This is a genomic window from Marinobacter alexandrii, from assembly GCA_039984955.1.
GTDB lineage: Bacteria > Bacteroidota > Bacteroidia > Cytophagales > Cyclobacteriaceae > Ekhidna.
Genome location: JBDWTN010000005.1, coordinates 830,374 through 856,088, shown reverse-complemented (window position 1 = coordinate 856,088; position 25,715 = coordinate 830,374). Strand labels below are relative to the sequence as shown.

Here is a 25,715-nt window from a genome sequence, read left to right as displayed (position 1 = left end):
AGGATGATGAAGATACAAATACCACCTGACTTACTTTTCAAGGTTGTCGGTGAGAAGCACTAAAATATGATGGACGGTTGACCGTTTATTTATCTAATACTACTCATCTCGTATCACTTCGGTCGGGTTGAGTTTGACCACTCGAAGCGATTGAATGCCGACTAGTATCAGAATGATAGCTGCTGTAAGAATTAGATTCAATGGAAACATTTCATAAGGTATTGTAATGCGATAAGCAAATCCAGAGAGCCAGTAATCTATCATCCATAAGCTAAGTGGCCATGCGATTATATTGGCAATCACAGCTATCCAAATAAACTCTTTTGAAAGCGTATGTACAATTTGGGAACCACTTGCACCAAAGATCTTCCTTAGTCCAATTTCCCGATACCTTCTTATAGTATTAAAAGTTGACAGCCCTAATATGCCAATCATGGCTATTATGATAGCAATGATCATTGCAAAAACAGATAAGTTACTAATGACCTGTTCTTCTTGATATAGTTGAGAATATTCCTCATCCAGAATCTTATATTTCATATTAAAGAAGGGTTCGAACTGATCATATTTTTCTTCAATGAAAGCTATGGATTCTGCTGTTCGTTTCTGATTGTAACGAATGTATATAGTGCCAGCATTCTGGGGACGTACTTGATAGATAATAGTTGGTATTAAAGATTCGTGCATGGATTCACTATTGAAGTCTTTAATGATTCCAACTACTTTATTTGTTTCGCCATAAATTTTAATGGTTTGTCCAATTGGATTACTGAGATTCATTCTCTTTAGCGCACTTTTTGTAAGAATGATCTGCTGAGTAGTATCTGATTGGTTGAATAATGCTCCTTCAAGTAAGTCTAATTCAAAAACTTCTAATAGTCCATTATCAACACCGATGGGTTTAAACTGAATTTTTTCAGATTGATCTTTCCCACTCCAGGATACTTCATCTGTTGAATAGGTAGCATTAATCATATTAGCGTTGCTTGAGCCCACATGACTAACCAAAGGATTTTGTTTTAACTCATCAGTGAATGCTTGATAGTCCTTGATGTGTCTGTAAGTTGGCTCCATTACTAATATGCCTTTTCGATCATAACCAGTGCTTATGTTTTGCATATAATTCAGCTGCATATAAAACACACTGGTGAGTAGGATGATGACCCCAGAAATGCTGATTTGGGTGATGGTTAACCATCTTCTTACATTCTTTTTGCCACCTCCCTTAAATGGTAAATTCTTTAAGACCCTGACAGGATTAAATCTTGATAGAACCAGTGCAGGATAGATCCCTGAAAGTACGGTTGTCAAAATAATGATAGATAAAATCTTGACTACAAAGCTGCCATTGATATTAAAATGAATTTCTTCATTTATCAGTTGATTTAGATATGGGAGAATCACATAAGCAAGAATCAATGCTAATGCAGAGGCAATGATTACTTTGAGAAGAGTTTCGATAAAAAATTGAAAATGTAATGATGATTTACTTGCTCCATTTACTTTTCTTACGCCAATTTCTTTGCCTCGCAACGAAGATTGAGCGGTAGTTAAGTTGATGAAATTCACCATGGACATGGTGAGGATAAAAATGGCAAATAGGCCTATGATTCGTACATATGAAACCAAACCTCCGGCAGCTTTTCCATTCTTGAAATTGTTGTACAAATGGACCTTGTTGAAAGGGTGAAGAAAGACGCTCAGGTTCTCATATTTTTCCAAAACAGATAAGGAATTGATTTGATTTTCAACAGAGAGCTTATCCTTGTTCTTGAGTGTTAGGTAAGTGATGAAGGAATATTGCTTCATGTTTTCTTCCTTTTGACCCCAAAGTGCATAAGCCAGTTTCAATGGTGCAATGAATTCAAATTGAAGAGAGGAAGTCGCAGGGACATCCTTAAATACCGCGGAAATGGTGACCTTGAAATGGTTGTCTACCAGATATTCTTTCCCCACTGGGTTTTCATCTCCATATAATTTTTTAGCTACAGATTCAGACAAAGCAATGCTCTTTGGATATGTAAGTGGGTTAGATGAACCACTTAGTATTTGAAAATCAAATACCTTGAAAAACGAGGAATCTGCAAAAATTCCTTTGCTGTAGATACAGGATTTATTCTGATCTATTTTGAAACACTGTTCTGAAGGCCATCTCCAATTAGAGATTACTCTGGTTACTTGATCAATATTGGGAATGCTTTGTTGTGCTTGTTGAGTAACCTCGAGAATAGCACCAGTTGAGGTCTGAGTTTCGCCACTGCTATAACGGTTTGTGAAGACTTTATATAGCTGATCATTTTTCTCATGAAATCGATCAAAGCTTCGGTGATAATCGATCCAAAATATTGCTAGAAATGCGACGATTAAACCAAAAGAGAGACCTAGGATATTAATCGAATGATGAAGTGGTTTTCTAATTAATTGTCTGGAAAAAGTTCGTAGTACGTTTTTCAGCATAGCGATGTGATTTGATGTGGTCGTATTTTTTTTCATTGCAAAAGGTCTTAAGAAATTGATTGTATTCATCCAATAGAGATAGCCAGATTTGAAGCGACTGTGCTTTTCTCTATCCACTTGATACTGTTCAAAAAGATCACCTCGTATGGGCTCCAGCCATTCTTCTTTGCAGAACCATTCTAAAAACCGATCAGCTGATTTAGGAGGATTGGAAGTGGGCTTATGACTATGTTTTTCTGTCATACATTTTTCCAGGCCAGCTCTGGGATTTGATTCCAAAGAGTATTTCTAAGTGATCGATTATACTCAACTGCTTGTTTTCCTGAAGCTGTAATCTCATATAGTTTTTTTCTTCGACCACCTCTCTCATGAGTGGCGTCTGCGAGGTGTGATTTTAAGAATCCTTTATCTTCTAGCCTACTGAGGGCAGAGTGTATAGCCCCAATGGCAGGAGATCTTTTGGTTTGATTGGCTATTTCTTGCTTTACAGCTAGGCCATAGGCACTGGGATATAGAACTCCTATGATTAATAGAACGAGTTCTTCAAATTCTCCTAAATGAGTTCCTTTCATGTGAATAGTTGGTTTTTAGCTGTCACATGGAATTCGCATTAATTATGCTCACCTATTTATTAGGAGATTTCAGCATTAATGCTCATTTCATTTTATCAATTTTCGTAAATGTAGAATAAATGCATTTACTACAAATACGAAAATTGATAAAATAAAGTTTTACTACTCGTCTTTTAGTGCTTGGGAAGGATTGGCAACAGCTGCCTTGTATGATTTGGCACTAACAACAACCCATGTCAATATGAGTATGATGATGATAGGTAAGATTAGCAAATACCATGTGATCTCAATGCGATTGGCATAGCCTTGAAGCCAATCATTCAACCAATAAAATGCAGCACCTATTCCTATGATACTTCCTAGGAGAACAAGCTTGGTGAAGTCTTTGATAATCATGTTAATAAGAGAGGTAACCGAAGCTCCCAACACTTTTCGCACAGCAATTTCTTTGAAACGCCTTTGGAGAACGAAAGTAGTAAGGGCGAATAACCCGAGCAATGCTATGAAAATAGCTATTCCTGAGAAAGTGGTAAAGGTCATTCCAAACCTTTTTTCCCCTTCAAATTGCTGCTGAAAGGTATCATCTAAAAATTTTGCTTCAAATGGATAACCCCCGGCCAGGTTTGACCATTGGTTCTCTACATCATCAAAAACCTTCATAAGATTTTGATTGGAAAATTGAACAAGGATATAGTTCTGATGATAAATACCAATTTCGTAGCTATCGAATCCATATCTAATGATTAGGGAGCCAACATCTCTTTTTAGTGAAGTAAAATTGAAATCTTTGACTAGCCCTATTACAGTATAAATTTTGTTATCACGTTCAAGTTTTCTGCCTATCGGATTTTCCCATCCAAGCTCTTTCGCTAGCGCTTGATTAACGATGACTGTGGCGGTATCAGGAATAAAATCTTCTTTAAAAAATCGCCCATCTATCAATTCCATATTGAAGATTTTCTCTGTACCAGGAGCCATAAAAGCATTATATGGGCTAAATGCCTGTCCAGCTTCATTGGGTACTGAATACCCATAGTCAGGAAATCCATAGAACGGAACATTACTGGTTTTACTTACCTGCTTGATATACGGTTTTTTCTCTAGCTCACTTTTTAAAACGTCATATTTATCCCCAAGCTCTGTACCGTTGCGGATGACTAATGTGTTATTTATATCAATACCTATATCCTGTGATTGTAGGTGTTCTACCTGAAAATAGATGACTAGCGTTATGGCAATCAAAAAGACGGAAGTCGCGAATTGAAATATGACGAGTATATTCCTCAAGGTTGATTTACCAGCTTTGGTAATTCCACCTTTTAGTGCCTGAATAGGATTAAATCTGGACATAACATAGGCTGGATACCCACCTGCAAGTGGACCGACTACAATTAATAAAGCAGCTAACACAAGAAGATTACTAGGAGTAAAAAGATCAGCATTGACAAAAGATCTCTGGGTGAGTTCATTAAAAAGATTAATAGACGAAACAGCTAGTATGCATGCGAAAATTAATGATAAGAATGTGATCAGCATAGATTCCGTGAGAAACTGAAGTATGATATTTTTCTTTTGAGAGCCGAGCGATTTTCTTATTCCTACTTCTTTGGATCTTAGAGCTGATCGGGCAGTAGATAAGTTGATGTAGTTAATGCATGCGATTATCAAAATGAATACGGCAATGAGGCTGAATATGAGAATGCTTTCTTCGTTCCCTTGAGAGCCTAAACTGAAATTAGATTTTTTAAGATGAATATCTAATACAGGAATAAGCGTAAATGCAAAGTTGCGATTGGGATATTCCTTTACGAGTGCTTCGAATGATTCATGCCCTGTATATTCTATGAAGTCTGGTCCTACTTTTTCTTCATATAGTTCAGCTAATAGGATTGAGACCTCTTGAGTAGTAGCACCTTTTTTAAGTTTGGTATAGGTGTATGTATTATTTCCACTCCAGTGGTATGTCTGATCTGGATCTATTGGATTAGCTACAATGTACTTATAGGGTATGTGAGTGTTTCTCGGAGGGTCAGCTACGATACCTACTACTTTGAATTGGTCTCCATCAATACTGATGACTTTGTCCATTGCAGAAATATCCTTGAAGTATTTATCTGCAAGTGTTTCTGTAAGAATCAAATGATCTGGTTGAGATAGTGCATATTCCAAACTCCCTTGCTTTAAGTCAATATCAAAGACTTTTAGAAAATTCTCGTCTACCCAAAGGCCTCCATCTTGTAGGATACCCTGATCATTCACTTCCAGGAAAGACTCTGATAAACCATTAATCTTTGTTGCAGCTTCTATTTGAGGTATTTCTGCCTGAATCGTTTGTGCGAGCAAGGAGGGAGTCCATCTTCCGTGATCTCCATTCGCTACTCTATACATCCTATCTGTCTCAGGAAAGAAGTTGTCATAGCTTTTTTCATGAAAGATATACATGGATATGAGGAGAGCGGACGCAATAGCAACTGCTAGCCCTGAGATATTAATAAACGTGTAGCTCTTTTGTCTCAAGAGTGTTCTAATAGCTACTTTTAAATAATTTTTGACCATTGCGAGTGTTGTTAATTGTTCAAAATCTTCAAGTCCTTTTAAATACCTCCATCGAAAGAAGCGAATGGTATTCCAGCCAAATTTGAATCTGGAATTATTACGTTCAAATAGCTCAAATAGATCTCCTTCAATTTGCTCCAAGTAGTGATCCTTGCAGTAAAATTTAAGAAATCTTAACGCCCATTTAGGTGGAATTTTTTTGTTCATTATTGATATCCAAGCATCGTCTTTGGAATTTGATTGTAAAGCTCATTTCGAGATTGATGTACAAATTCAATGGCATTGGAACCTTCAGCGGTTACTCTGAAAAGTCTTTTTCTTCTTCCACCACGTTCGGCACTTGCCCCTCCCATATACGAAGACACAAATCCTTTTTTTTCTAAGCGATCCAGTACTGTATGTATGGCGCTGATGTTCGTTTTCCGGTGAACTTGTTTTTCTATTTCGTCCATTACTTTTATTCCGTAAGCTTCCTCATTGAGAATGGCTACAATCATTAACACCAACTCTTCGAGTTCACCTAATTGATATGATTTCATCTTCATTATTGCGCTGATCGATGCTTGTTTATTTCATAATTGTAAATCAAATACGAATATAAGTCAGTTAGGTTTCTTTCATGATTGTAAACTAAATACAATCAAAAATGATAAAGGTTGCATAACCGAAACAATTTAAATTGGAATTTTGCTTTGTTAAACTCTACATTGTTTGGATTGGATTTGCAAGAGATCCGATGAAATGTAGTAGTATGAAGAGAGCCTACTTATCAGAAATAGGAAATAGCATTAACACTTTTTCTTAAATTCTTTTTTAACAATTCCATATTTTCGGAGAGGTAGAAAATGTAACTGGTTGCCTTGTCTTTCTTGTGAATACAAATAATGTGACAATACTTGTACTTGTTTGAAAAATCTGAATCTATTAGGACGGTGGCTGCTCCTGCCCAACTGGCATTGAATAAATCTTTCTGTATGTTGTTATATTCCTTAATAGGGAAATCTATTCCATTGCTTAGATTGAGGATGGTCATCATCAGAAACCATTTTATTTGACTGTTTTCCATTTCTAACCTCTCTAGATAGCCTGCCTCTTCTTCTTCGCTTGCATATTCTTTTAGCGTAATTGGCCTGATAGCAAACCGTACTTCACCATAGGCGCCTTCTATTGCATATTCATATTCCATTGCTTCATTTGGGATAATTTCAGATTCAACAAATCCGTTTGGCATAGTAAAATACATATCGACTTGTCTGAGAAGCTTCTTAAAGTCATCAATTTATTGGGCAAACGGTAGAAATGGAGAAAGTAAAAGGAGTAATGAAAGTAGTAGTTTCATTCTATATTTAGTATAACGTATTAGTGAAGATACTCAAATAACTAGAGCCTGTGGCAATGAAGGTTATTTTTTGAAAAAATGAAATTAAATCCCTCATCACGAGGGATTTGTTGATTTAGAATTGCTCGATAAAGTAATTGATGATATCTGTTGTAGTAATGATACCGACTAGTTTTTCATTCTTTACTACAGGAAGTGCATGAAACTCACGCTTGCTAAAAACCTCAGCAGCATCTTTAATGGTATCATCGGGACTTACTGTTTCAGGGCTATGCTTCATTACTTGATTAATGGATAGCATATCAAAAATTGCTTCATCTGATCCAGTTTGCTCTTCGCCAAATGTGTTTCCGAAGCTGATCCTCAAAATGTCTGTTTGACTCAGTATGCCAATTAATTTGTCCCCTGATACCACTGGGATATGCCGAATGTGGTACTTGTTAAACAGGTCATTAGCCTGTTTTAGTGAATTGGTAATATTTACGGTTTGAACGTCTTTGGTCATGACATTCTCTACTTTCTCTCTTTTTTTCATATATGTATTATTTTAAATCGGTTTAATCAGTACTTGCAGCTGAGCGATGAAACCTGCTAGCTATCTCGGGATCAGGATTTAATGAAATATTAGCTTGATCTTTTCCTTCGTAATTCAGATGATTCAAGACGTATCGAATAGTCTCTAGCCTTGCTTTCTTTTTATTGTTAGCCTCAATGATGATCCATGGGCTATATGACATATGAGTTCTTGAGAACATTTCTTTTTTATACTTGGTATAATCGTCCCAATGCTCTTGGGCTTTTTCATCTATGGGGCTGAGCTTCCACTGCTTCAATGGATCATCTTTGCGAGAATCAAATCGCTTCTTTTGTTCACTCTTGGAGATGGAGAGCCAGAATTTGATAATCTCAACGCCATCCTCGTATAGCATATGTTCAAACTCGGGAACCTGAAGTAGAAAAGTCCTGTATTCATCCTCCGTGCAAAACCCCATTACAGGTTCCACGACAGCTCTATTATACCAGCTCCTGTCATAAAAAGTGATTTCTCCAGGGTTAGGAAGGGTATTTACATATCTCTGAAAGTACCATTGTCCTTTTTCCACTTCAGTAGGCTTACTCAAAGCCACCACACGCATAGCCCTTGGATTGAGATGTTCTATAAACCTTCTGATATTCCCACCTTTTCCCGCTGCATCACGACCTTCAAAAATGATGGCCACCCTTCGATTGTTCATGTACACATCTCTTTGCAGTTTCACCAACTCTATTTGAAGTTGCTTAAGCTCGTGTTCATAGTTGAGCGAAAACATGAGTTTTTCTATGTCATGATTTTTTTCCTTTAGAATTCTTTTGATTCCATTTGCAGAATTTATCCTTTGAAGGTCTTCAGCAGTCAAGTCAAGTTTTTCCTCTAGTCCATTATTTTTCTCATCCATAGTATAAATCATCGATTTAATTGAATGACAAGTTATAGAGGGGCATTAGCGCAATAAAGGATAAATGTCATCCCTACTTTTGATTAATATCAATTGGAGTAAGGAAGGGTAAATGGAAGATTACATTTTTGCCCTAGGCCCCATTTCTACCACCTCTAGGTTTTTAATTTCTCCATTCTCCAAGTCAAATCGAAGGAGAGTTTTTATTTTATGAAAACCGTGCTTACCTGCCGCACCTGGATTCATAAAAAGCAAGTTGTTTTGCTTATCCGACATTACTTTTAGAATATGGGAGTGGCCACATATGAGAAGTTTTGGTTGATAGTGTCTTACATATTCTAAAACCTTCTGGTTATACTTAGGTGGTTTTCCTGCAATATGAGTGATTAAGATACGGACACCCTCTCTTTCGAAGATTTCACCTTCCTTACATTCCACCCGCAGTTTTCCTCCATCAATGTTTCCCCAAACAGCGATAGTGGGCTTAAAAGCTTTTAACTCATTCAGCACCTCAATTGTGCCAATATCTCCGGCATGCCAGACTTCATCTACTCCTTCGAAGTACTTGAAAACTTTGGGATCCAAATAGCCATGCGTGTCAGATAGAAGACCGATCTTCATTTGATTATCTTTGTGATGAAACTAAATCAGGGTGCAAACCCGTTTGATAGGCATGCGATCGCTAAAATATTTATTTGTTTCTGTAATCCTTTTAGGTCTTTCATCTTTTGATGTGACTGAGAAGGAAGAAGTAAAATGGTTGACCTTTGAGGAGGCTATTGCCTTGCACGAAGAAAATCCAAAGAAATTGTTGATAGACCTGTATACGGATTGGTGTGGATGGTGTAAGGTGATGGATAAGCAAACTTACAGTCAAAACGAAATAGCTTCTTTTATCAATGAAAACTTCTATCCAGTAAAGTTTAACGCTGAACAAAAGGAATCTGTAGAATTTAGAGGCCACACCTTCAATTACGTTGCTCAAGGCAGAAGAGGAGTTCATGAATTAGCGGCAGCATTAACTAGAAATCAGCTTAGTTACCCCACGACAGTTTTCATGGATGAAGAATTAAGAATTATCCAACCAATAGCTGGATTCCTTAAACCTGCCCAAATGGAGCCAATACTTCTTTTCATCGGAAACGATCATTTTAAGACGACCGAATGGGAAGATTTTAAGAAAAACAATAAAACTTCTTTGTAAGCCTGCAACCTTTCTGTTTTTTCATAATCTTTTACTTAGAAGACATTAATATTAAATGTGTCACCTAACTCTAAATAATTAAGACATGAAAAAATCATTTATAATAACCCTAATAGGAGTTCTGGTAGCGGGCGTGGCTCTGGCTCAATCGGAAGAAACGAGAAGTTTATCATCTTTCTCATCGGTTTCAGCAAATGAAGCTATCGATGTTTACCTAAAAGCGGGTGATAAGGAAGAAGCAAGAATTGTTTCAGAAAATGTAGATATAGAAGATGTGCTAACTGAAGTTAGTGGTGGTCGTCTGAAGATTCATTTGGATGGCAACAACTGGAGAAATGTGGATGTAGATGTCTATGTTACTTACAAATCAATCGATGCAATAAGTGCCTCTTCTGCAGCTTCTATCACATCTGAAGGAACGATTCAAGCCGACGGAGATTTTGACGTAAGAGTGAGTAGTGCTGGAGATATTGTTGCTTCTATTGAAGGAGCTGATGAGGTTTCTATTAATGCATCAAGTGCAGGAGATGCTCGTTTAAAAGTTGAAGCCAATGAAATTGATGCAGAAGTTTCGAGTGCTGGAGATATAGAGGTTTCAGGTATTGCTGAAAAGCAAGACATTGAAGCAAGTAGCTCTGGTGATTACCATGGATTTGATGTAGAGAGTGATGATGTGGAAGCGAGGGCGAGCAGCGGTGGATCCATCAAAGTAAATGTTAAGACCAAGCTTGATGCACGTGCTAGCAGTGGAGGGGCTGTTAGGTATAAGGGATCACCTACTTATTTGGATGCAAATTCAAGTAGTGGAGGATCCGTAAGGAAATCTTAAATAATCTCAAAATCTGATACAAGCCTGCATACATTTGTGCAGGCTTTTTTGTTATCAGAGAATGAGAAAAATATCGGCACTTATTTTACTGTCTTTTATTCTTTTTGGATGCGAATCTTCTGAGGAAAGAAGAGATCGTTTTTTTAACCTTGGAAATAAAGCCCTTCAGGAAGGAGCCTTTGATCAAGCGATAGAATATTACAATCAATCAATCAAAGAGGATGCTAACTATGCTGAGGCTCTAAACAATAGAGGTGTCGCCAGAATTGAATCAGATCATACATATGAAGCTATCCTAGATTACAATAAGGCAATACAACTCGATTCGGATTATTTAGATGCACTTTTTAATCGAGCATATGCTTATGAAGAAATAGGTCAATATGAAAATGCGCTAAGGGATGTAGAGTCAATTCAAGGCATTGTAACAGATTCAGCTTTTGTTGATTTTTACAAAGGGTTAGTCCTTACCAAATTGCGTCGATATGAAACTGCATTGAAGAGTTTCGAAGTAGCAAATAGCTTGAATCCAATGAACCCGGAGACCATTATTAATATGGCCACCATCTATTATTTCCAAGAATCATATGATACTGCTGTAACCTTAACAAATGATGCCTTAGCATTAAATGCCGAAGATGCGAATGCATTCAACCTTTTAAGTCTTATTGAACTTGAAAGAAAAAATTATCAAGGGGCACTCGCAGAGATTGATAGAGCATTAGATATTGTACCCAACGAGCCCTATTTCCTGAACAACAAAGGATATATCTACCTTCAAATGGATAGTTTAGATTTAGCGATTGACCACATAAATCGAAGTATTGTCCTGAATCCGAGAAATGGATGGGCTTATAGAAATAAAGGTATCTATATGCTAAAAACTGGTGATCCAATCCTGGCTTTAGACTTGCTTAATCGAGCCATTAGATCAACGGAATTTGTTGATGAATTGTACTATTATCTTGGCCTAGCACATTTGGAGCTTGGTGACTTAGAATCAGCTTGTAAGGCATGGCAAAAAGGAAGAGAGTTCAATGAAAAGCCAAGTGTTCGAATGCTCAATCAAAATTGTGATTGATCTTTCTTGAAAATAAGTTGCATCAACGAAACCAAGTGACTGAAAATAATGGCAGGCACTACGAATGTGGGTAATAATATGTAAGGGAAATAGAATACCCCAAGATTTGCAACCTGACCACCCGTTGGTGTAAAGAAGTACGGCATGAAACTCACTGCTATATTCACAACGTAAAACAATAATCCTAGAGCGATCAAATTCCAAATAATTGCTCCAATTCTACTTTTACTTCGAGCTCCTACCATAAACACTGCTGCAAAAGGAGCAGATATTCCAGAAATGATATCCATGTTACTTCCTTCAAAAGTCATATCAATAGGAATGGCTCTGGAAACAGCTAACCACCATAATACCATTTCTACAGGCACTCTAACTATATGAATATAGTGTAAGGTGGTAACAGGCATATTCATTAACAACGCCCGACTTCTGGGCCAAACTAAAAAGAATAAAATAGCGACTAAAGTGAAGCCTACAAACATAGGAAGTCGGGGAAATCCAGATAAGCTTGTGAAGTAACCATTAAATGTCTGTACACAAACAAAGAATATCCATCCGACTAAGAAAGTAATTGCTAAAGAGGAAGTAAGGTTTTTCTTTCCTGGGGTAGCTACACTAATAGCATAATACAAGAAGCTAAGCACGGCAATAACAATTGCTATGAAAGTTCCAGCTACATAACCAGGGATGTCTTCCATTAGTGGTGATTAGGGTGTACTTAGCAATATAAAATAAAAATGGAATGAATCAGTCATGCTTAATTTGCAATGAAATGAATTTCGATGAACTAACCAGATTCTTGGAGAAGCGTGTACAGCTACCCTTGCCAGGGAACTCTGCACATGAGCTGATGAAACCAAGATTACCCAATGGGGCACCCATTAAAATGAATCATGCATCCAACCCAAGGAAGGGAGGTGTTCTGATTCTTTTATACAGAGATGGAGAAAATACCTATTTTCCATTGATTCAACGACCGCATTATGAAGGTATACATAGTGGTCAGATGGCATTGCCAGGAGGTAGATTTGAAGAGTGGGATGGCAATCAATATGAAACTGCTCTGAGGGAGACCAGAGAAGAGATAGGCGTACAAGAAGGAAAAGTAGAAATAATTGGAAGCCTATCTGAGTTCTTTGTGGCGGCTAGCAATTACATGGTATTGCCTGTCATAGGAAAAATAGATCATAAACCTGGTTTTATCCCAGAACCAAGAGAGGTGGCTGACATTGTAACTCCCGCTGTGCAAGACTTAATAAACCCGACAAACTTGAAAGAAAAAGAAATCATTGTTCAAAGTGGTTTCAAAATGCAATGTCCATACTTTGAATTGCAAGGCAGGACAGTTTGGGGTGCTACAGCTATGATGTTAAGTGAATTGGTAGAAATACTTAAAGAATTCGGAGATTCATAATAAGAGGGTAACCAAAAGGTAATTCTCTTAATGTCAAACAGTCTGACTTCAATCTTACATTTGAAACATGGAAGCTTATGAAAGAGAATACCATGATTACTCGTCTAATTTTGATGATAGACTTGAAACAGAAGACACTTTCGCAGAGGAAGAAGAGGAAGAATTGACCTTCAAAAATGAGGAAGTTGAATTTTATCGTAATCTGGAGGAATACTAATCCTAAATAATCCTTATTTCCTACTGATCTATTTACTAATTTTGCATCGGCAAACGGGTGCGACTAGCTCCTGCTGAATCCCCCAGGACCTGACGGTAGCAAGGGTAGGTGGTCGTAGCAGTGCGACGCTTCGTTTGCCATTTTTTTGCTTAAATTCATCATTTTCTTCCTAACAAATGAAATGTCCGCTTTCAATAAATTTTTTGACAATGCGGAGTAAAAGATTACACATATCACCGGCAGTCACAATCTCCAAGACTTTACATCTGACAACTAAAAACTTACAATACACATGAAATTCTTCATTGATACAGCAAACCTTGACGAAATAAGAGAGGCTCAAGACTTGGGCGTGCTTGATGGTGTAACCACCAATCCTTCATTGATGGCCAAAGAGGGTATTACCGGAGAAGCAAACATTCTGAAGCATTACAAGGATATTTGCGATATAGTAGATGACAATGTTAGTGCTGAAGTAATTGCTACCGAATTTGATAAAATGGTTGCAGAAGGGAAGGAGCTTGCGAAGATCGATGATAAGATCGTCGTTAAGATTCCAATGATTAAGGATGGAGTTAAAGCGATCTCTGCACTTACGGCAGCAGGCATAAGAACAAACTGTACATTGATTTTTAATGCGGGCCAAGCCATTCTTGCTGCAAAGGCAGGCGCAAGCTATATCTCTCCATTCATAGGAAGATTAGATGACATTTGCACGGATGGGTTGGCATTAATAGAGCAGATTGTAGGAATTTTTGATAACTATGGTTTCGAGACTGAAGTGTTAGCTGCTTCCATCAGACATAACATGCATTTGATTCAATGTGCAGAAATAGGAGCAGATGTTGCTACTTGTCCGCTTAGCGTCATAACTGGATTACTAAAACATCCGTTAACCGATTCAGGGCTGGAAAAATTTCTGGCCGATTATCAGAAATCGAACAAATAAGTTAACCTGTAGTTAATGATGGAAGTACTAGATTTAGTTAATTTAGAAGAAATGTACATCATTAAGGTAAAGGGTAAAGCTAAGATTCCTGACTACATACAGATTCGTGATAAAGATTTCGTTTTGGTAGCATATTTCCGAACAGATCGCCCACTTAAGCGTATGGATAAGTTTGGACTTGCAGGAAAAGACCAAGAACTAAAAGACTTGATCAGCACACTTCCTTATGGTAAACTTCAAAAGCTAGAATTATAAATTAAATCATGCCTTTTTCTGAAGAACCGATTGTCAACGTTTCTAACGCTTCTATTTTCCAAGAAGACCATACAGTTCTTAGTGAAATTGACTTTCTTGTGGACAAAGGTGAGTTCGTTTACATCATCGGTAGAACAGGTAGTGGCAAGTCTTCTCTCTTAAAAACATTGTACGCTGATTTGCCTTTAAGATTGGGGCATGTTGAAGTTGTTGGATTCCCGATCAGTAGCATTAAGCCAAAGGATGTTCCTTATCTAAGAAGGAAAATTGGAATCATTTTTCAGGATTTCGAGCTGTTTTATGATCGTTCTGTGGCAGATAACCTAACCTTCGTAATGAAAGCAACCGGTTGGAAAGATCCTGCTAAAATGAAAAATAGAATTGCTGAAGTTCTAATGCGTGTAGGGCTTGGAGCAATTTCAGCAAAAATGCCGCATCAACTTTCGGGTGGAGAGCAACAACGCGTGGTAATAGCAAGAGCGATGGTCAATGAGCCTCAGATATTGTTTGCGGATGAACCTACTGGTAATCTAGATCCAGATGTAAGTGATGGGATATTAAAACTTTTTGAAGAAATCAATAATAGCGGAACAGCAGTTTTAATGGCCACTCACAATCACAAATTCATTGAAAAATTTCCTCATAGAGTTCTTAAATGTGAGAAAGGTAGAATTCTAGATTCCTCCAAAGAAAAATTTGAATTAAGCGGCTGGTATTAGCGTCCGTTCTTCTGCAAGATTTACCCAATAATTTAGCTGTACCTTTGCAATTCATGGAGATGGTTTTGACAAATTAGCCATTTCGTCAAATAAACTTTATGTCATTTAATTCATTGGGTTTATCCGAACCCCTGCTTAAAGCAATAAGTAAAAAAGGATATACTGAACCATCTCCTATTCAGTCAAAAGTCATCCCGGTAGTTTTAGAAGGAAAAGATGTACTTGCTTCGGCACAAACAGGCACGGGTAAGACTGCTGGATTCACACTTCCGATCCTTGAGTTGCTTTCTAGTGGACCAGAATATAGAAAAAAACCAGTCAGAGCACTGGTTTTGACACCTACAAGAGAACTTGCTGCTCAGGTTTACGATAATGTTCGTGCTTATTCTGCTTTTATGGATATGAGATCTGCCGTGATTTTCGGTGGAGTTAAGGCCAACCCTCAGATTGCTGCACTTCGAAATGGTGTTGATATTCTTATAGCTACACCTGGGCGATTACTTGACTTGCATAATCAACGAGCACTGTCTCTTCATAAGATAGAAGTATTAGTTCTGGATGAGGCAGACAGAATGTTAGATATGGGTTTTTTGAGAGATATCAATCGAATTCTCGAACTATTACCGCCTAAAAGACAGAACTTGCTTTTCTCTGCCACTTTCTCGAAGGAGATCAAGCGACTGGCTAATGGCTTCATGAATCATCCACAATATGTGGAAGCTACACCAGAAAATACAACAGTCGAGAAAATTAATCAACAAGTATATAGAGTAGATAAGAAGCGTAAAACAGACCTCATTCTCGACCTGATAGCAGGAGGGAAATGGCAGCAAGTGCTTGTCTTTACTCGTACAAAACACGGAGCAAACCGATTGACTGAGAAGATGGTGAAAGCAGATATCAGCGCAGCTGCTATTCATGGCAATAAAAGCCAAGGTGCTAGAACCAAAGCACTGGATGGATTTAAGAAAGGAAATGTAAGAGTTTTAGTTGCCACGGATATTGCGGCACGAGGTTTGGATATACCATTACTACCTCATGTAGTCAATTTTGAATTACCTAATATCCCCGAAGACTATGTGCATCGAATTGGAAGGACAGGCCGGGCAGGAGCTAGCGGTATCGCGCTATCTCTGGTAAGTTTGGATGAAATTGAATACCTAAGGGATATTGAAAAATTGATTAAAACAAAACTTCCTGTCGACGAAATAGAAGGATTCGAACCAACAGAAAAACAAAGCGATTTGCCACCATCCTCAAAAAAGAAGAACTTTAAACCCTCACGACCAAAATCTAACAAGAGGAACAACTTCCGCGGAAAATCAAAACCCAGACGAAACTGATGACGAATAATCTGCTCATATATGGTGCCTACGGTTATACCGGACGTTTGATTGTGGAAGAGTGTCTGGAGCAGGGCATAAAACCGATTATAGCAGGAAGAAGCGCAGATAAAGCAATGGCTTACGCTAACAAGCATGGTTTGGAGTACGATGTTTTTGAGATTTCAGAAAGAGCGAAACTGGAGAAATGGCTGAAAAGAGGAGACATAGTGGTTCATTGTGGAGGGCCATTTATTCATACAGCAAAAGAAATGGTGCAAGGATGCCTTGCTACCAATACGCACTACCTAGATATAACAGGAGAATTTCAAGTATTTGATTTGATTAAGGAATATGGAGAAAAAGCCAAAGAGAAAGGGCTCATGCTTCTACCCGGTGTTGGTTTTGATGTTGTGCCTTCAGATTGCCTTGCCAAACACTTACACAGTAAGTTACCTTCAGCTACAGATTTAAAATTGGCATTTGTCAGCAAAGGAGGTAAGCTCTCAAGAGGTACGGCTAAAACAATGATTGAGAACCTTGGAGAACCACAAACTCGGAGAAGAGATGGCGACTATGAAGGAGTTCCCATGGGCAAATCCGCCAGAGTCATAGATTATGGTGAGTTTAAGCAAATCTCTATGGGTATCTCTTGGGGAGATATTTCAACGGCACATCATAGTACACGTATTCCGAATATAGAAGTGTTTTCTGGAACCACAGAACAGCAGCTTGCCAAGGTGAAAAAGGCACTACGACTATCCTTTATGTTGAGATCAAAAACCATCAAAAACTTCCTGATGAAGCAGATGGATAAACGACCTGACGGGCCGAAAGAAAACCGTAGAAAAGAATCCAATATGTATTTATGGGGAGAAGTTACGGATGGCACTCAAAGCATAGAGGCGAGACTAAAGACCCCCAATGGCTATACATTGACAGCTTTGACTTCAGTCTTAATTGCGCAAAAGATATTTGCGGGAGAGATTAAGCCCGGATTCCAAACACCTTCATCCGCTTTTGGTGAAGACTTAATTCTTGAAATAGAAGGCTGTTCCTACTTATAGAAAGATTCGTTTTTTTAGTCGAGTAACCACCCTTTCTTCATCGAAAGAAATGGATCTTTCATTTCTAAAGGCGTAATTTCATCTCATGAGATTCACTCTTATCACCCTTGCCGTATTGATTTTCCAGACAGTTTCCGGTCAAACAGTTAACGTTTCAGGAATATGGATTGGTAGCTCTACCTTTCTTAAAGAACAGACGCAATTAAAATATGAACTGACTCAAAAAGGAGTGTTGGTTTCTGGATTCGTTTATGCCAATAACATGAAGAAAGACTCCCTCAAGGTCAGGGTGAAGGGAAAGATGAAAAATGGCAAAATCATTTTGGAAGGAGAGGAAATAATATATAAATCGGGCCTGGCATGTATGGCGAAAAATGAACTAACCTATGTCCTTAACAATGGTCAGGAGACGCTTACAGGAAGGTGGAAGGGAGATGTTAAATTAAATACTTGTCCACCTCTAACAGCAGGCAATGTCACACTCTTCCGAGAAGCTAAGTTGGTGCCATCATCCATAATAGCGCAAAACCCAACTGATCCGATAAAGAAAGTCTCTGATAAAGATGCAGTAGGTAAGGCATTGATGAATGAACTCGGTAAACGAAAGTATTATGCGTTGATTATAGGCGTTAATGAATACCAAGACAAAGAAATTCAAGATTTAGACAATCCAATAAACGATGCAGAGCAACTTGCGGGTGTTTTGACTTATCACTATTCATTTGATCAGGAGAATATCACAGTCCTTGAAAACCCTAAGAGAGAAGATATTATTATAGCTCTTGATCATCTCACGAAACTTGTAACCGAAAAAGACAACCTCCTAATTTTCTATGCCGGACATGGCATTTGGAATGCACAACTTAATCAAGGGTACTGGCTTCCTAGTGATGCGTCTATGGATTCCAAATCTTACTGGCTATCTAATAGTACTCTTAGAGATTACTTAGGTGGAATTAGATCCAAACATACACTACTGATTTCAGATGCTTGTTTTAGCGGAGGGATATTGAAAGAAAGAGCAGTATTTGAAAACAGCAGAGCAATTCTTGAAGTGTATAAGCTACCAAGCCGAAAAGCAATGACTAGCGGAACGTTAAAGACGGTTCCGGATGAAAGTGTCTTTATTGAATACTTACTAAAGAACCTAATCAATAATCAATCGCCTTTGATTTCAGCAGATCAACTATTTAGATCGTTCAAAACCGCCGTAATTAATAATAGCCCAAATGGGCAAGTACCTCAGTATGGACCTATTACGCAAGCTGGAGATGAGGGAGGAGATTTTATTTTTTTGAAAAGACAATAGCCAAAACAAACTAAATCAATATCGGTGCGCATGGTTTAGATCATGAAAGCATCTAAACCTTACACCGCAGCAAAATTCATTCTCGTGCAAAAATATTTTATTTATATAATAGCGTTTAGTACAATTATTAATGGTTGTGATTTTAGTGATATAGAGCTTGACAAAGTGCAAGGGCCAACCATTGACAACACATTTGCTGTCAATATTGGCAATATCAAGTACACTGTTGATGAACTGGTGGAGAGTCTAGAAGATGAAACACTTGAAGTTGTAGAAGGAGACGATCTCTTCCTGTCATTTGTTTACCGGGATACTTCTCTTTTTGATGATATAGATGAGTTTGTAAAAATTAGTGATGTATTTAATGAGGATAGTTTTGCTCCATTTGATACTGATATTCCACCCTCTGGTTCCGCAAGCATAGTCGCCATTCCAACGGAGAGTTTTGAATTTGAATTCAATCCAGACAAAGGAGAGCAGATAGATTCTACTTTTTTTAAAGGAGGAACACTTCAATATGTACTCACTTCAGATTTTGATGTTCAGATCGATTATGTATTTACCCTCAATGATATTAGGGAGCTAAATGACGATCCTATTGTATTTGTAAGAACTTTAGCAGCGGGAGCTTCATCGGATTCCCAATCACTTCCTCTGGATGGACTGAAGAATGTTTCAAGAAGGGTAGACTCAGTTAATATTTTTAATGTTACCCTTGACTTAGTCTTTCACATTCCTGCAGGAAAGTCAATCGGTGCTTCAGATGAAATCAAAATAGAACTTGAATTCCTAGAATCGGAATTTTCAGCAATTTTTGGAAACTTTGGAACTGATCCAGTCGAAGTTCAAAGAGACAGTATAGAAATCTCCGCCTTCGATGAATTTAACGAGGGAGGGCTCGTCTTTAATGATCCTTCAATAACGATTGATTTCGTGAATGCGTTTGGGGTAGAACTTGGAGTTTCATTGGATGGAATTAAATCAGTGGATTCAAATGAATCTGAAATTATTCTATCAGGAGAAGTCATTGATAACCTCCAGTTTGTTGAAGCCCCTGATGAAACTCAATTGGGTCAAACGATAGCCTCAACACTCACCATTGATAAATTGAATAGCAACGTAGATGAATTGCTGAATTCTACTCCGCAAAAGATAATTTTTGATGTTACGGCTACACCAAATCCTCCCGGCTCAGATAATTTGAATAACTACCTTTTTGATAGTAGCTATCTTGAGATAAGAACATCCATCGAGATTCCTCTCGATTTCAGAATGAATGGCTTTTCTAAAGATTTTGATCTTTCTATTGCAGGGTCTGATCTTGAAGATGCTGATTCTCTAACAATCAACATTCAGGTGCTCAATGAGATACCATTTGATGGGGTTCTGGACTTATCCTTTAAAGATTCAGAAGGAAATGAACTCTACAGACTCGCAGAAATTGGATTGATTGAATCACCGGAGACTTTTTCAGGAGATCGAATAGCAGAACCAATGATGAGTACTTCAGCAATCAAATTGGATAGCGAAGGCATAGAAGCATTTCTGCTGACATCAGACATTGTGGCAACCATGAATATTTTCACAATTGGCAATGAAAGTGGAGATTTTGTGAAAATTTTCTCAGACTACAAATTAGAAATCTTTTTGACTGCTGAAGGTAAAGTAAGCGTTGATTTATGAAAAGAATAATTATCCTACTATCCTTTATGACCCTTCTGGCAAACGTATCGAATGGTCAATCAGATCTTACGTTTTATCACATGGGGGCATTGACACCTCAATCGAGCATGAACAATGCATCATTCTTTCCTGATGCAGAGTTTTTTATATCCTTTCCAGGAATTTCAGGCTTGAATATTAAAATGGATAGTGAGATTAGCTACAACCAATTCATGGTACCGGTAGAAGGAACTGATTCTGTTAAGGTAGACATATATCGGGCATTGGATAACTTAAAGGAAGGGGATAATGTACGATTTAAGGGCGATGTTTCTCTCTTCCAATTTGGAATAAGAAGCGGAAATAAAACTTTTAGTTTGTTTGCTAATATGCGATACAGTGGTGGATTTAATTATCCAGTGAATTTTCTCAACTACTTCGCTTACGGAAATGGAAATTTTATTGGGGAAGAAGTAGACGAAAGACAAATTAAGGGAGGAGGAATTGCATATCATGAAATTGGACTTGGGTATACACAAGACTTGGTTATTCTAGAAGATAAGACACTCCGAATCGGCGGGAGATTGAAATACTTGACAGGCCTAGCTCACCTAAGTTCTTCTAAAGATGCCTCCGTAAGTATGTTTACAGACCCAGCAACATACGACCTTACTATCCAATTCAACGATGCAATGATCCGTACTGCTGGTTTAAACGAGCTTCAAGGGGATGATCCTGTAGGATACATACTAGGTTTTGGATCAAATGACAATCGAGGATTCGCGATAGACCTTGGAGCGGATTTAACAATCAATGATAAGCTTCATGGGTACTTAGCTATCAACGATCTAGGTTTCATTAACTGGAAGCAAGATGTTGAAAATTATGCGTTGGAAAACAGCGAGATCGTGTTGGGCGGTTTTGATGATGTAAATGACGTAAACGTTACGCAGGCATTGGAGGATAGCATAGATGTATGGACTGAGCATGTGGCTGGTCAAGTTGAGTTTAGAACAGGCATTGGTACACAAACACTATTAGGAGCTAGTTACCAAGTGACGCAAAAGGGGAATGTATCTGGCACGCTAAGCTATAATCGCTCTTCATACAGATCTTCAGAAATAGGTTTTGGGGTAGGTTATACGCACGTTTTAGGAAAAGCCCTGACCCTTTCTACAACTGTTTCGAAAGACCAATTCAGACCTGTAAAAGTAGGAGGAGGGTTTGCTGTAAGAGTAGGGGCACTCCAATTGTATGGAGTATTTGATGACGTGCTTAACTCAGCAAGACAAGTAGGAGATATCAATAGTGTGGAAGCCAGAGTTGGATTAAACCTGTTGATAGGAAGAAACGATAAGGGTAAAAGAAAACCAAAACCAGCAAAGCAAAAGGAAAACCTTAGTCCATTCCCTCCAGAATATGATTTGGATCATCTGTTGGATGAAGATGAAGGCACTGGCTCAGGATTTTAATAGGGGTTACTAAAACTCCAATGTGAGTTGACTTGGACTTTTAGGTTCCTCATCTTTTCTGAAGTTGGCAATACCTACACCGATCAGTCGAACTCCTTGTTCATCCAGAAGTACTTCCGTAAAAAGCGCATTAGCTGTTTCAATAAATTCAGACTCATTGTTAATGGCGTGCTCAGAAGTTTTACTTCGGGTGATCTGTCTAAAATCTCCATATTTAAGTTTGATGGTGATAGTATGTCCATCTGTTGCCTTGCTTTGTTGGTATCTATCATAGGAGATTGAAGCGATTCTTTCTACCTCTTTCTTAATATCTGCAAACTCATAGAGATTGTCATCAAAAGTTCGTTCAGCACTTATAGACTTAGTCTCTCTTAAAGGTTGCACCTTTCGATCATCAATTCCTCTGGATATATTGTAATAATATTTTCCCGACTTTCCATACCTAAGTATAAGGTCATCGAGGGATTTTTTACGAAGATCCTTACCTGTAAAAATTCCTGCTTTCACCATTTTTTCAGCAGTTACTTTTCCAATCCCATAAAATCGATGAACGGGTAGCTTAAACACAAATGCTTCAGCATCTTCTGGAAGGATGATATACAATCCATCAGGTTTGTCCATGTCTGAAGCTGTTTTTGCTAAAAATTTATTGTAAGAAACACCTGCTGATGCGATAAGCCCTGTTCGTTCCTTGATTTTTGACTTGATCTCTTTCGCAATCAATGTTGCTGAGTTTAAGCCTATCTTGTTTTCAGTAACATCCAGATATGCTTCATCAAGAGACAGAGGCTCTACCAAGTCGGTGTATTCGAAAAAAACTTCTCTGATCTGAGCAGAAAGCTCTTTGTATCTCGGAAATCTATGAGGCACAAAGATAAGGTCAGGGCATAGCTTAGCAGCTTTTGCTGAGGGCATGGCAGATTTCACTCCGTACTTTCGTGCTTCGTAGCTTGCTGCCGCAACAACTCCACGGTGGGAGTTGCCTCCTACGGCCACTGGTTTTCCTCTAAGTTTAGGGTTGTCTAGTTGTTCAGCTGAAGCATAGAAAGCATCCATGTCGATATGTATGATCTTGCGATAGTTCACTTTTTCTATGTACAAAGAAATAGCATCGAATGACAACCTTATGTCACTATGAGATCAGATCTTTGATTTATAGCCGATCGATCATGGACATAGTGTTTAAAAAGATATGAGCAATGATGAGAGGCCATAGATTTCGTCCTGTTAGCACATACACAATACCAAAAACAAGACCTATTAAACCTGTTGTTAATGATCGTGGTGATAGATCGTATGAATGACGAAAACCAAAAATTGCTGCCTGTGCCAATACGGCTATTCCCGTTGAAAATGGAACTTTTGCAAACAATGATTCAAATCTATTGAGAGAGAAACCTCTGTCTTGAAGTTCTTCAAGAAAGGATTCTATCCAGACAAATAAGATGATAGAAAAGAACATTGAAATATTTCCTTCCATATCATTGAAAATAGAGCTAGAATTTGAAGATTCGCTACTATCAAAAAGGTCATTAATAAATGATCCGAACAGCGTGACAGAAACTATTGTGCCTACCAAAGTAGCTGCGATAGTTAGCAGCATTCTTCTATAACTCCCAGGTTTTGTGAGGCCAAGACTTTTCCAGGATTGCTTTCTGTAATACAGAAGAAGTGTTGCCAGACCTACTGTGGAAATAGACTTGAATATGGAAAAGCCCCAAAAACCAAGGTTTTCAATATGAATTGTCCTTACGAAGAAGATCAAAGAAAGGAAAAGAGTAAGATCGATAAGAGCACTAAATGGGCTAACTTGATTATATGGGTTTTTCAAGATTAAATTTTCTAGGGGAGTTAAATTTTAAGTTATTACGGCTATTGATGCGGTTTAATTGAGAAGAGTTACATTTTTTGATTTTATTTTCAGGATTGAATGTAACCTTTCCTCGGTGTGCAGGTATTTTAAGAAAATAAACTCGACTAAGATGAAAAAAGTAACACTTCTCCTCCTGATTACGGGAATGGCATTTTGTGGAATTGCACAGAATAAAGATAAGAAATCGAAAAAAGAAGGCTTAAAAAAGATTGAAGGGTTATCCCAGCTGTCACAGCTTTCTGAACTATCCGAACTCTCAGAATTGGCTGACCTTTCGGCGCTAGCCGGCCTTGCAGAACTCTCTGAACTTTCATCGTTATCTGAGTTGTCTAGTATCTCTACAGAAGCAGTAGTGATTGATCTTGCTGACTTAGATGTAGACTTGAGCGAAGGAATCCTTGATATGTTGGACGAATTAGAAAATTTAAATGAGCTTTCTGCTATATCTGATATTGATATACATATTGAGCATATAGATCTTAAAAACCTTGGTGAAGTAATTCGAGAGGCATTCAAGGATATTGAAAAAGAAGAGTAAGTCTAAGTGATGAAGCCTGGTTATTCCAAGCTTGATTTCAGTTTAATTCTGCTTGCGGATAAAGTGATTCTGTACGAGCTGATCGAAATAGACTTTTGATTCAATAAGGTCAAATTTCAATTCCATTGGAAGTTCTGAAAATAGGGAAGGACCTCCACCTAAAATAATAGGAAAAGTGGTAATGATCATTTCATCAATGAGATCTTCTTTTAGGAAACTTTGAATGGTACTGCCGCCATCAATGTATAGTCTAAGGTGTCCTTTTTTGTGAATATGGTCAAGAACTTCTGATAGTGTGCCACTAACAAGGAAAGCTTTACCTTGGTGGCTTTCAGGTATTTCTTTCAGCGAATTACTTAAAACAAAAACGGGCTTTTCATAGGGCCACTCAACATCAAATCCGAGTACTGTCTCAAATGTATTTCGTCCCATTAAAAGCGCATCGATATTATTGGTAAAAGCATAATAGCCCATGTCTTTACCTTCAGGAATCGGAATGGCATCTAACCAGGCGATTCCATCGTTTCGATCGGCTATACGTCCATCCAGGCTTGTTGCAATATATACGCTATTCTTCTTTTCCATTGATTCACTCTTTTTAGGTTACGACTTTTACCTACCAATCCATTGTCTTTCAGGATATACATAAGATACCTTGCTATTGGTAAACTGAACTTCTCAAATTTCAATAAAAGTATTTGATCGCACTAGCCTTTGCAAGTAAGATTAGTTGAGCTATTTAGCGATATTCTAGGTTAATAATTGTTCGAAAAACCCACCAATTTCCTTTTCCCGATCTACGAAATGAATTTCCAATATCCATTCTCTCCTTTTACCACGAATTTCCTCTTTCATACTCATACTATTCTCAGGGTGGACGTATAGGTCATAGGTATTTGGATCAAGTTTTTCGTGAGGAAATTCGCCAATAATGTGACCTGCAATTTCACCTCCAAATTCCCAACCACAATTGTTTGCGAGCCCTAAGACGTAATTAAAAAGTTCAGCACCAGTACAATTCTCTTTCGTTTCGAACCATTTTTTAGCAGTATACCAGCACGTTTCAATATCAGACTTAAGCTTGAGTTTCAAGGGATCACTTCCTATGACGTAAGTTCTTCCCAAGTCGGCTTCCCAATTATCTAAAATTGGCCCGAAATCGAAGAAAAGAATGTCGTCACCCTGAATGATAAGATTAGGTGGATCTTCCTGATATGGAAGCAAGGTATTTTTTCCACTTCTTACGATGCGTTTGTGCCAATGCTTTCTTGTCCCTAATAAATCATGAGACAATGTGTAAACCTCGTCGTTTAGCTGTTCTTCCGTTTTTCCTGGCTTTATAAGCCCCTGTTTTTCAATTTCGTTAAATAGGCTAAGGGCGATTTCCTCTGCTTTTTTTAGATTTTCTTTACTCATGTCAGGTTTTTGATTTATTCAAAAGTTG

At 38.0% G+C, this 25,715-nt stretch carries 27 protein-coding genes; 14 read left to right on the top strand and 13 right to left on the bottom strand.

The genetic code is table 11. The features are described from left to right. Positions 1-99 precede the first annotated feature (99 nt). The 8 genes from ABJQ32_04280 to ABJQ32_04245 form a co-directional block, all read right to left on the bottom strand. A complete protein-coding gene (locus ABJQ32_04280; GenBank protein ID MEP5288841.1) occupies positions 100-2,700 on the bottom strand; it encodes an ABC transporter permease in 2,601 nt (866 codons plus the stop codon). Next, positions 2,697-3,029: a PadR family transcriptional regulator gene (locus ABJQ32_04275; protein ID MEP5288840.1), complete on the bottom strand. Its 333-nt coding sequence runs from the start codon at positions 3,027-3,029 to the stop codon at positions 2,697-2,699. The genes ABJQ32_04280 and ABJQ32_04275 overlap by 4 nt, the downstream gene beginning before the upstream one ends. A 162-nt stretch (positions 3,030-3,191) precedes the next feature. Further along, complete coding sequence (locus tag ABJQ32_04270) at positions 3,192-5,792, bottom strand: ABC transporter permease (protein MEP5288839.1); 2,601 nt, start codon at positions 5,790-5,792, stop codon at positions 3,192-3,194. Then, the gene (locus ABJQ32_04265) at positions 5,792-6,124 is read right to left on the bottom strand and encodes a PadR family transcriptional regulator (protein MEP5288838.1); all 333 of its coding nucleotides are present in this window, start codon (positions 6,122-6,124) and stop codon (positions 5,792-5,794) included. The genes ABJQ32_04270 and ABJQ32_04265 overlap by 1 nt, the downstream gene beginning before the upstream one ends. A gap of 230 nt (positions 6,125-6,354) precedes the next feature. Next, entirely contained in the window at positions 6,355-6,816 is a 462-nt protein-coding gene (locus tag ABJQ32_04260; protein ID MEP5288837.1) for a hypothetical protein, read from the bottom strand. Between the two features lie 223 nt (positions 6,817-7,039). After that, positions 7,040-7,459, bottom strand: a complete 420-nt coding sequence (locus ABJQ32_04255; protein MEP5288836.1) for a CBS domain-containing protein — start codon at positions 7,457-7,459, stop codon at positions 7,040-7,042. Positions 7,460-7,481: 22 nt separating this feature from the next. Next, positions 7,482-8,360, bottom strand: a complete 879-nt coding sequence (ppk2, locus tag ABJQ32_04250) for a polyphosphate kinase 2 (GenBank protein ID MEP5288835.1) — start codon at positions 8,358-8,360, stop codon at positions 7,482-7,484. Positions 8,361-8,480: 120 nt separating this feature from the next. Continuing rightward, positions 8,481-8,981, bottom strand: coding sequence for a metallophosphoesterase family protein (locus tag ABJQ32_04245; protein MEP5288834.1), 501 nt, complete (start codon positions 8,979-8,981; stop codon positions 8,481-8,483). A gap of 52 nt (positions 8,982-9,033) precedes the next feature. Between ABJQ32_04245 and ABJQ32_04240 the strand changes: the two genes are divergently transcribed. The 3 genes from ABJQ32_04240 to ABJQ32_04230 all read left to right on the top strand — a co-directional run bounded on the left by ABJQ32_04240 (position 9,034) and on the right by ABJQ32_04230 (position 11,474). After that, on the top strand, positions 9,034-9,564 hold the full coding sequence (locus ABJQ32_04240; protein ID MEP5288833.1) for a DUF255 domain-containing protein: 531 nt from the start codon (positions 9,034-9,036) through the stop codon (positions 9,562-9,564). A gap of 85 nt (positions 9,565-9,649) precedes the next feature. Further along, complete coding sequence (locus tag ABJQ32_04235) at positions 9,650-10,393, top strand: head GIN domain-containing protein (protein ID MEP5288832.1); 744 nt, start codon at positions 9,650-9,652, stop codon at positions 10,391-10,393. Between the two features lie 61 nt (positions 10,394-10,454). Further along, positions 10,455-11,474: a tetratricopeptide repeat protein gene (locus ABJQ32_04230; protein MEP5288831.1), complete on the top strand. Its 1,020-nt coding sequence runs from the start codon at positions 10,455-10,457 to the stop codon at positions 11,472-11,474. Here the strand turns inward: ABJQ32_04230 and ABJQ32_04225 are convergent. Further along, a complete protein-coding gene (locus ABJQ32_04225) occupies positions 11,459-12,172 on the bottom strand; it encodes a hypothetical protein (GenBank protein ID MEP5288830.1) in 714 nt (237 codons plus the stop codon). The genes ABJQ32_04230 and ABJQ32_04225 overlap by 16 nt on opposite strands. A gap of 74 nt (positions 12,173-12,246) precedes the next feature. Between ABJQ32_04225 and ABJQ32_04220 the strand changes: the two genes are divergently transcribed. From ABJQ32_04220 to ABJQ32_04175, 10 genes are all read left to right on the top strand, one after another. Beyond that, positions 12,247-12,888, top strand: a complete 642-nt coding sequence (locus ABJQ32_04220) for a CoA pyrophosphatase (protein MEP5288829.1) — start codon at positions 12,247-12,249, stop codon at positions 12,886-12,888. Positions 12,889-12,955: 67 nt separating this feature from the next. Next, positions 12,956-13,105 (top strand): hypothetical protein, encoded by a 150-nt coding sequence (locus ABJQ32_04215; GenBank protein ID MEP5288828.1) that lies wholly within the window; start codon positions 12,956-12,958, stop codon positions 13,103-13,105. A 292-nt stretch (positions 13,106-13,397) separates the two neighbouring features. Then, positions 13,398-14,054 carry a fructose-6-phosphate aldolase gene (gene fsa, locus ABJQ32_04210; GenBank protein MEP5288827.1) on the top strand — a complete coding sequence of 219 codons (657 nt, stop codon included), beginning with the start codon at positions 13,398-13,400 and terminating at the stop codon, positions 14,052-14,054. 15 nt (positions 14,055-14,069) lie between these two features. Next, positions 14,070-14,309 (top strand): hypothetical protein, encoded by a 240-nt coding sequence (locus ABJQ32_04205; protein MEP5288826.1) that lies wholly within the window; start codon positions 14,070-14,072, stop codon positions 14,307-14,309. Between the two features lie 8 nt (positions 14,310-14,317). Further along, the gene (locus ABJQ32_04200) at positions 14,318-15,028 is read left to right on the top strand and encodes an ATP-binding cassette domain-containing protein (GenBank protein ID MEP5288825.1); all 711 of its coding nucleotides are present in this window, start codon (positions 14,318-14,320) and stop codon (positions 15,026-15,028) included. A gap of 98 nt (positions 15,029-15,126) precedes the next feature. After that, positions 15,127-16,371 (top strand): DEAD/DEAH box helicase, encoded by a 1,245-nt coding sequence (locus ABJQ32_04195; protein MEP5288824.1) that lies wholly within the window; start codon positions 15,127-15,129, stop codon positions 16,369-16,371. Continuing rightward, positions 16,371-17,417 (top strand): saccharopine dehydrogenase NADP-binding domain-containing protein, encoded by a 1,047-nt coding sequence (locus tag ABJQ32_04190; protein MEP5288823.1) that lies wholly within the window; start codon positions 16,371-16,373, stop codon positions 17,415-17,417. Before ABJQ32_04195 ends, ABJQ32_04190 begins: the two co-directional genes overlap by 1 nt. Before the next feature lie 85 nt (positions 17,418-17,502). Beyond that, the gene (locus ABJQ32_04185; GenBank protein ID MEP5288822.1) at positions 17,503-18,726 is read left to right on the top strand and encodes a caspase family protein; all 1,224 of its coding nucleotides are present in this window, start codon (positions 17,503-17,505) and stop codon (positions 18,724-18,726) included. 42 nt (positions 18,727-18,768) lie between these two features. Beyond that, complete coding sequence (locus tag ABJQ32_04180) at positions 18,769-20,409, top strand: hypothetical protein (GenBank protein MEP5288821.1); 1,641 nt, start codon at positions 18,769-18,771, stop codon at positions 20,407-20,409. Beyond that, positions 20,406-21,860 carry a DUF5723 family protein gene (locus ABJQ32_04175; protein ID MEP5288820.1) on the top strand — a complete coding sequence of 485 codons (1,455 nt, stop codon included), beginning with the start codon at positions 20,406-20,408 and terminating at the stop codon, positions 21,858-21,860. The genes ABJQ32_04180 and ABJQ32_04175 overlap by 4 nt, the downstream gene beginning before the upstream one ends. A 9-nt stretch (positions 21,861-21,869) precedes the next feature. Here ABJQ32_04175 and dinB read toward each other — a convergent pair whose 3' ends face one another. Together dinB and ABJQ32_04165 are read right to left on the bottom strand one after the other, a co-directional pair. Next, a complete protein-coding gene (dinB, locus tag ABJQ32_04170; GenBank protein ID MEP5288819.1) occupies positions 21,870-22,946 on the bottom strand; it encodes a DNA polymerase IV in 1,077 nt (358 codons plus the stop codon). A gap of 67 nt (positions 22,947-23,013) precedes the next feature. After that, positions 23,014-23,691: a CPBP family intramembrane glutamic endopeptidase gene (locus tag ABJQ32_04165; GenBank protein ID MEP5288818.1), complete on the bottom strand. Its 678-nt coding sequence runs from the start codon at positions 23,689-23,691 to the stop codon at positions 23,014-23,016. 151 nt (positions 23,692-23,842) lie between these two features. On the opposite strand from ABJQ32_04165, the gene ABJQ32_04160 reads away from it, so the two are divergent. Continuing rightward, positions 23,843-24,271 (top strand): hypothetical protein, encoded by a 429-nt coding sequence (locus tag ABJQ32_04160; protein ID MEP5288817.1) that lies wholly within the window; start codon positions 23,843-23,845, stop codon positions 24,269-24,271. A 42-nt stretch (positions 24,272-24,313) separates the two neighbouring features. Here ABJQ32_04160 and ABJQ32_04155 read toward each other — a convergent pair whose 3' ends face one another. After that, positions 24,314-24,856 carry a dihydrofolate reductase family protein gene (locus tag ABJQ32_04155; protein ID MEP5288816.1) on the bottom strand — a complete coding sequence of 181 codons (543 nt, stop codon included), beginning with the start codon at positions 24,854-24,856 and terminating at the stop codon, positions 24,314-24,316. A gap of 165 nt (positions 24,857-25,021) precedes the next feature. Beyond that, positions 25,022-25,687, bottom strand: a complete 666-nt coding sequence (locus ABJQ32_04150; protein ID MEP5288815.1) for a M24 family metallopeptidase — start codon at positions 25,685-25,687, stop codon at positions 25,022-25,024. Between the last annotated feature and the right edge of the window lie 28 nt (positions 25,688-25,715).

Bases quoted from the DNA above. Each gene is read 5' to 3' on its own strand.
- ABJQ32_04160 (MEP5288817.1), top strand. From the start codon at position 23,843: ATGAAAAAAGTAACACTTCTCCTCCTGATTACGGGAATGGCATTTTGT.
- ABJQ32_04230 (MEP5288831.1), top strand. From the start codon at position 10,455: ATGAGAAAAATATCGGCACTTATTTTACTGTCTTTTATTCTTTTTGGA.
- ABJQ32_04270 (MEP5288839.1), bottom strand. From the start codon at position 5,792: ATGAACAAAAAAATTCCACCTAAATGGGCGTTAAGATTTCTTAAATTT.
- ABJQ32_04235 (MEP5288832.1), top strand. From the start codon at position 9,650: ATGAAAAAATCATTTATAATAACCCTAATAGGAGTTCTGGTAGCGGGC.
- ABJQ32_04150 (MEP5288815.1), bottom strand. From the start codon at position 25,687: ATGAGTAAAGAAAATCTAAAAAAAGCAGAGGAAATCGCCCTTAGCCTA.
- ABJQ32_04220 (MEP5288829.1), top strand. From the start codon at position 12,247: ATGAATTTCGATGAACTAACCAGATTCTTGGAGAAGCGTGTACAGCTA.
- ABJQ32_04205 (MEP5288826.1), top strand. From the start codon at position 14,070: ATGATGGAAGTACTAGATTTAGTTAATTTAGAAGAAATGTACATCATT.
- ppk2 (MEP5288835.1), bottom strand. From the start codon at position 8,360: ATGGATGAGAAAAATAATGGACTAGAGGAAAAACTTGACTTGACTGCT.
- ABJQ32_04265 (MEP5288838.1), bottom strand. From the start codon at position 6,124: ATGAAATCATATCAATTAGGTGAACTCGAAGAGTTGGTGTTAATGATT.
- ABJQ32_04255 (MEP5288836.1), bottom strand. From the start codon at position 7,459: ATGAAAAAAAGAGAGAAAGTAGAGAATGTCATGACCAAAGACGTTCAA.
- ABJQ32_04260 (MEP5288837.1), bottom strand. From the start codon at position 6,816: ATGCCAAACGGATTTGTTGAATCTGAAATTATCCCAAATGAAGCAATG.
- fsa (MEP5288827.1), top strand. From the start codon at position 13,398: ATGAAATTCTTCATTGATACAGCAAACCTTGACGAAATAAGAGAGGCT.
- ABJQ32_04240 (MEP5288833.1), top strand. From the start codon at position 9,034: ATGCGATCGCTAAAATATTTATTTGTTTCTGTAATCCTTTTAGGTCTT.
- ABJQ32_04175 (MEP5288820.1), top strand. From the start codon at position 20,406: ATGAAAAGAATAATTATCCTACTATCCTTTATGACCCTTCTGGCAAAC.
- ABJQ32_04215 (MEP5288828.1), top strand. From the start codon at position 12,956: ATGGAAGCTTATGAAAGAGAATACCATGATTACTCGTCTAATTTTGAT.
- ABJQ32_04245 (MEP5288834.1), bottom strand. From the start codon at position 8,981: ATGAAGATCGGTCTTCTATCTGACACGCATGGCTATTTGGATCCCAAA.
- ABJQ32_04280 (MEP5288841.1), bottom strand. From the start codon at position 2,700: ATGACAGAAAAACATAGTCATAAGCCCACTTCCAATCCTCCTAAATCA.
- ABJQ32_04275 (MEP5288840.1), bottom strand. From the start codon at position 3,029: ATGAAAGGAACTCATTTAGGAGAATTTGAAGAACTCGTTCTATTAATC.
- ABJQ32_04190 (MEP5288823.1), top strand. From the start codon at position 16,371: ATGACGAATAATCTGCTCATATATGGTGCCTACGGTTATACCGGACGT.
- ABJQ32_04200 (MEP5288825.1), top strand. From the start codon at position 14,318: ATGCCTTTTTCTGAAGAACCGATTGTCAACGTTTCTAACGCTTCTATT.
- ABJQ32_04195 (MEP5288824.1), top strand. From the start codon at position 15,127: ATGTCATTTAATTCATTGGGTTTATCCGAACCCCTGCTTAAAGCAATA.
- ABJQ32_04185 (MEP5288822.1), top strand. From the start codon at position 17,503: ATGAGATTCACTCTTATCACCCTTGCCGTATTGATTTTCCAGACAGTT.
- ABJQ32_04155 (MEP5288816.1), bottom strand. From the start codon at position 24,856: ATGGAAAAGAAGAATAGCGTATATATTGCAACAAGCCTGGATGGACGT.
- ABJQ32_04180 (MEP5288821.1), top strand. From the start codon at position 18,769: ATGAAAGCATCTAAACCTTACACCGCAGCAAAATTCATTCTCGTGCAA.
- ABJQ32_04225 (MEP5288830.1), bottom strand. From the start codon at position 12,172: ATGGAAGACATCCCTGGTTATGTAGCTGGAACTTTCATAGCAATTGTT.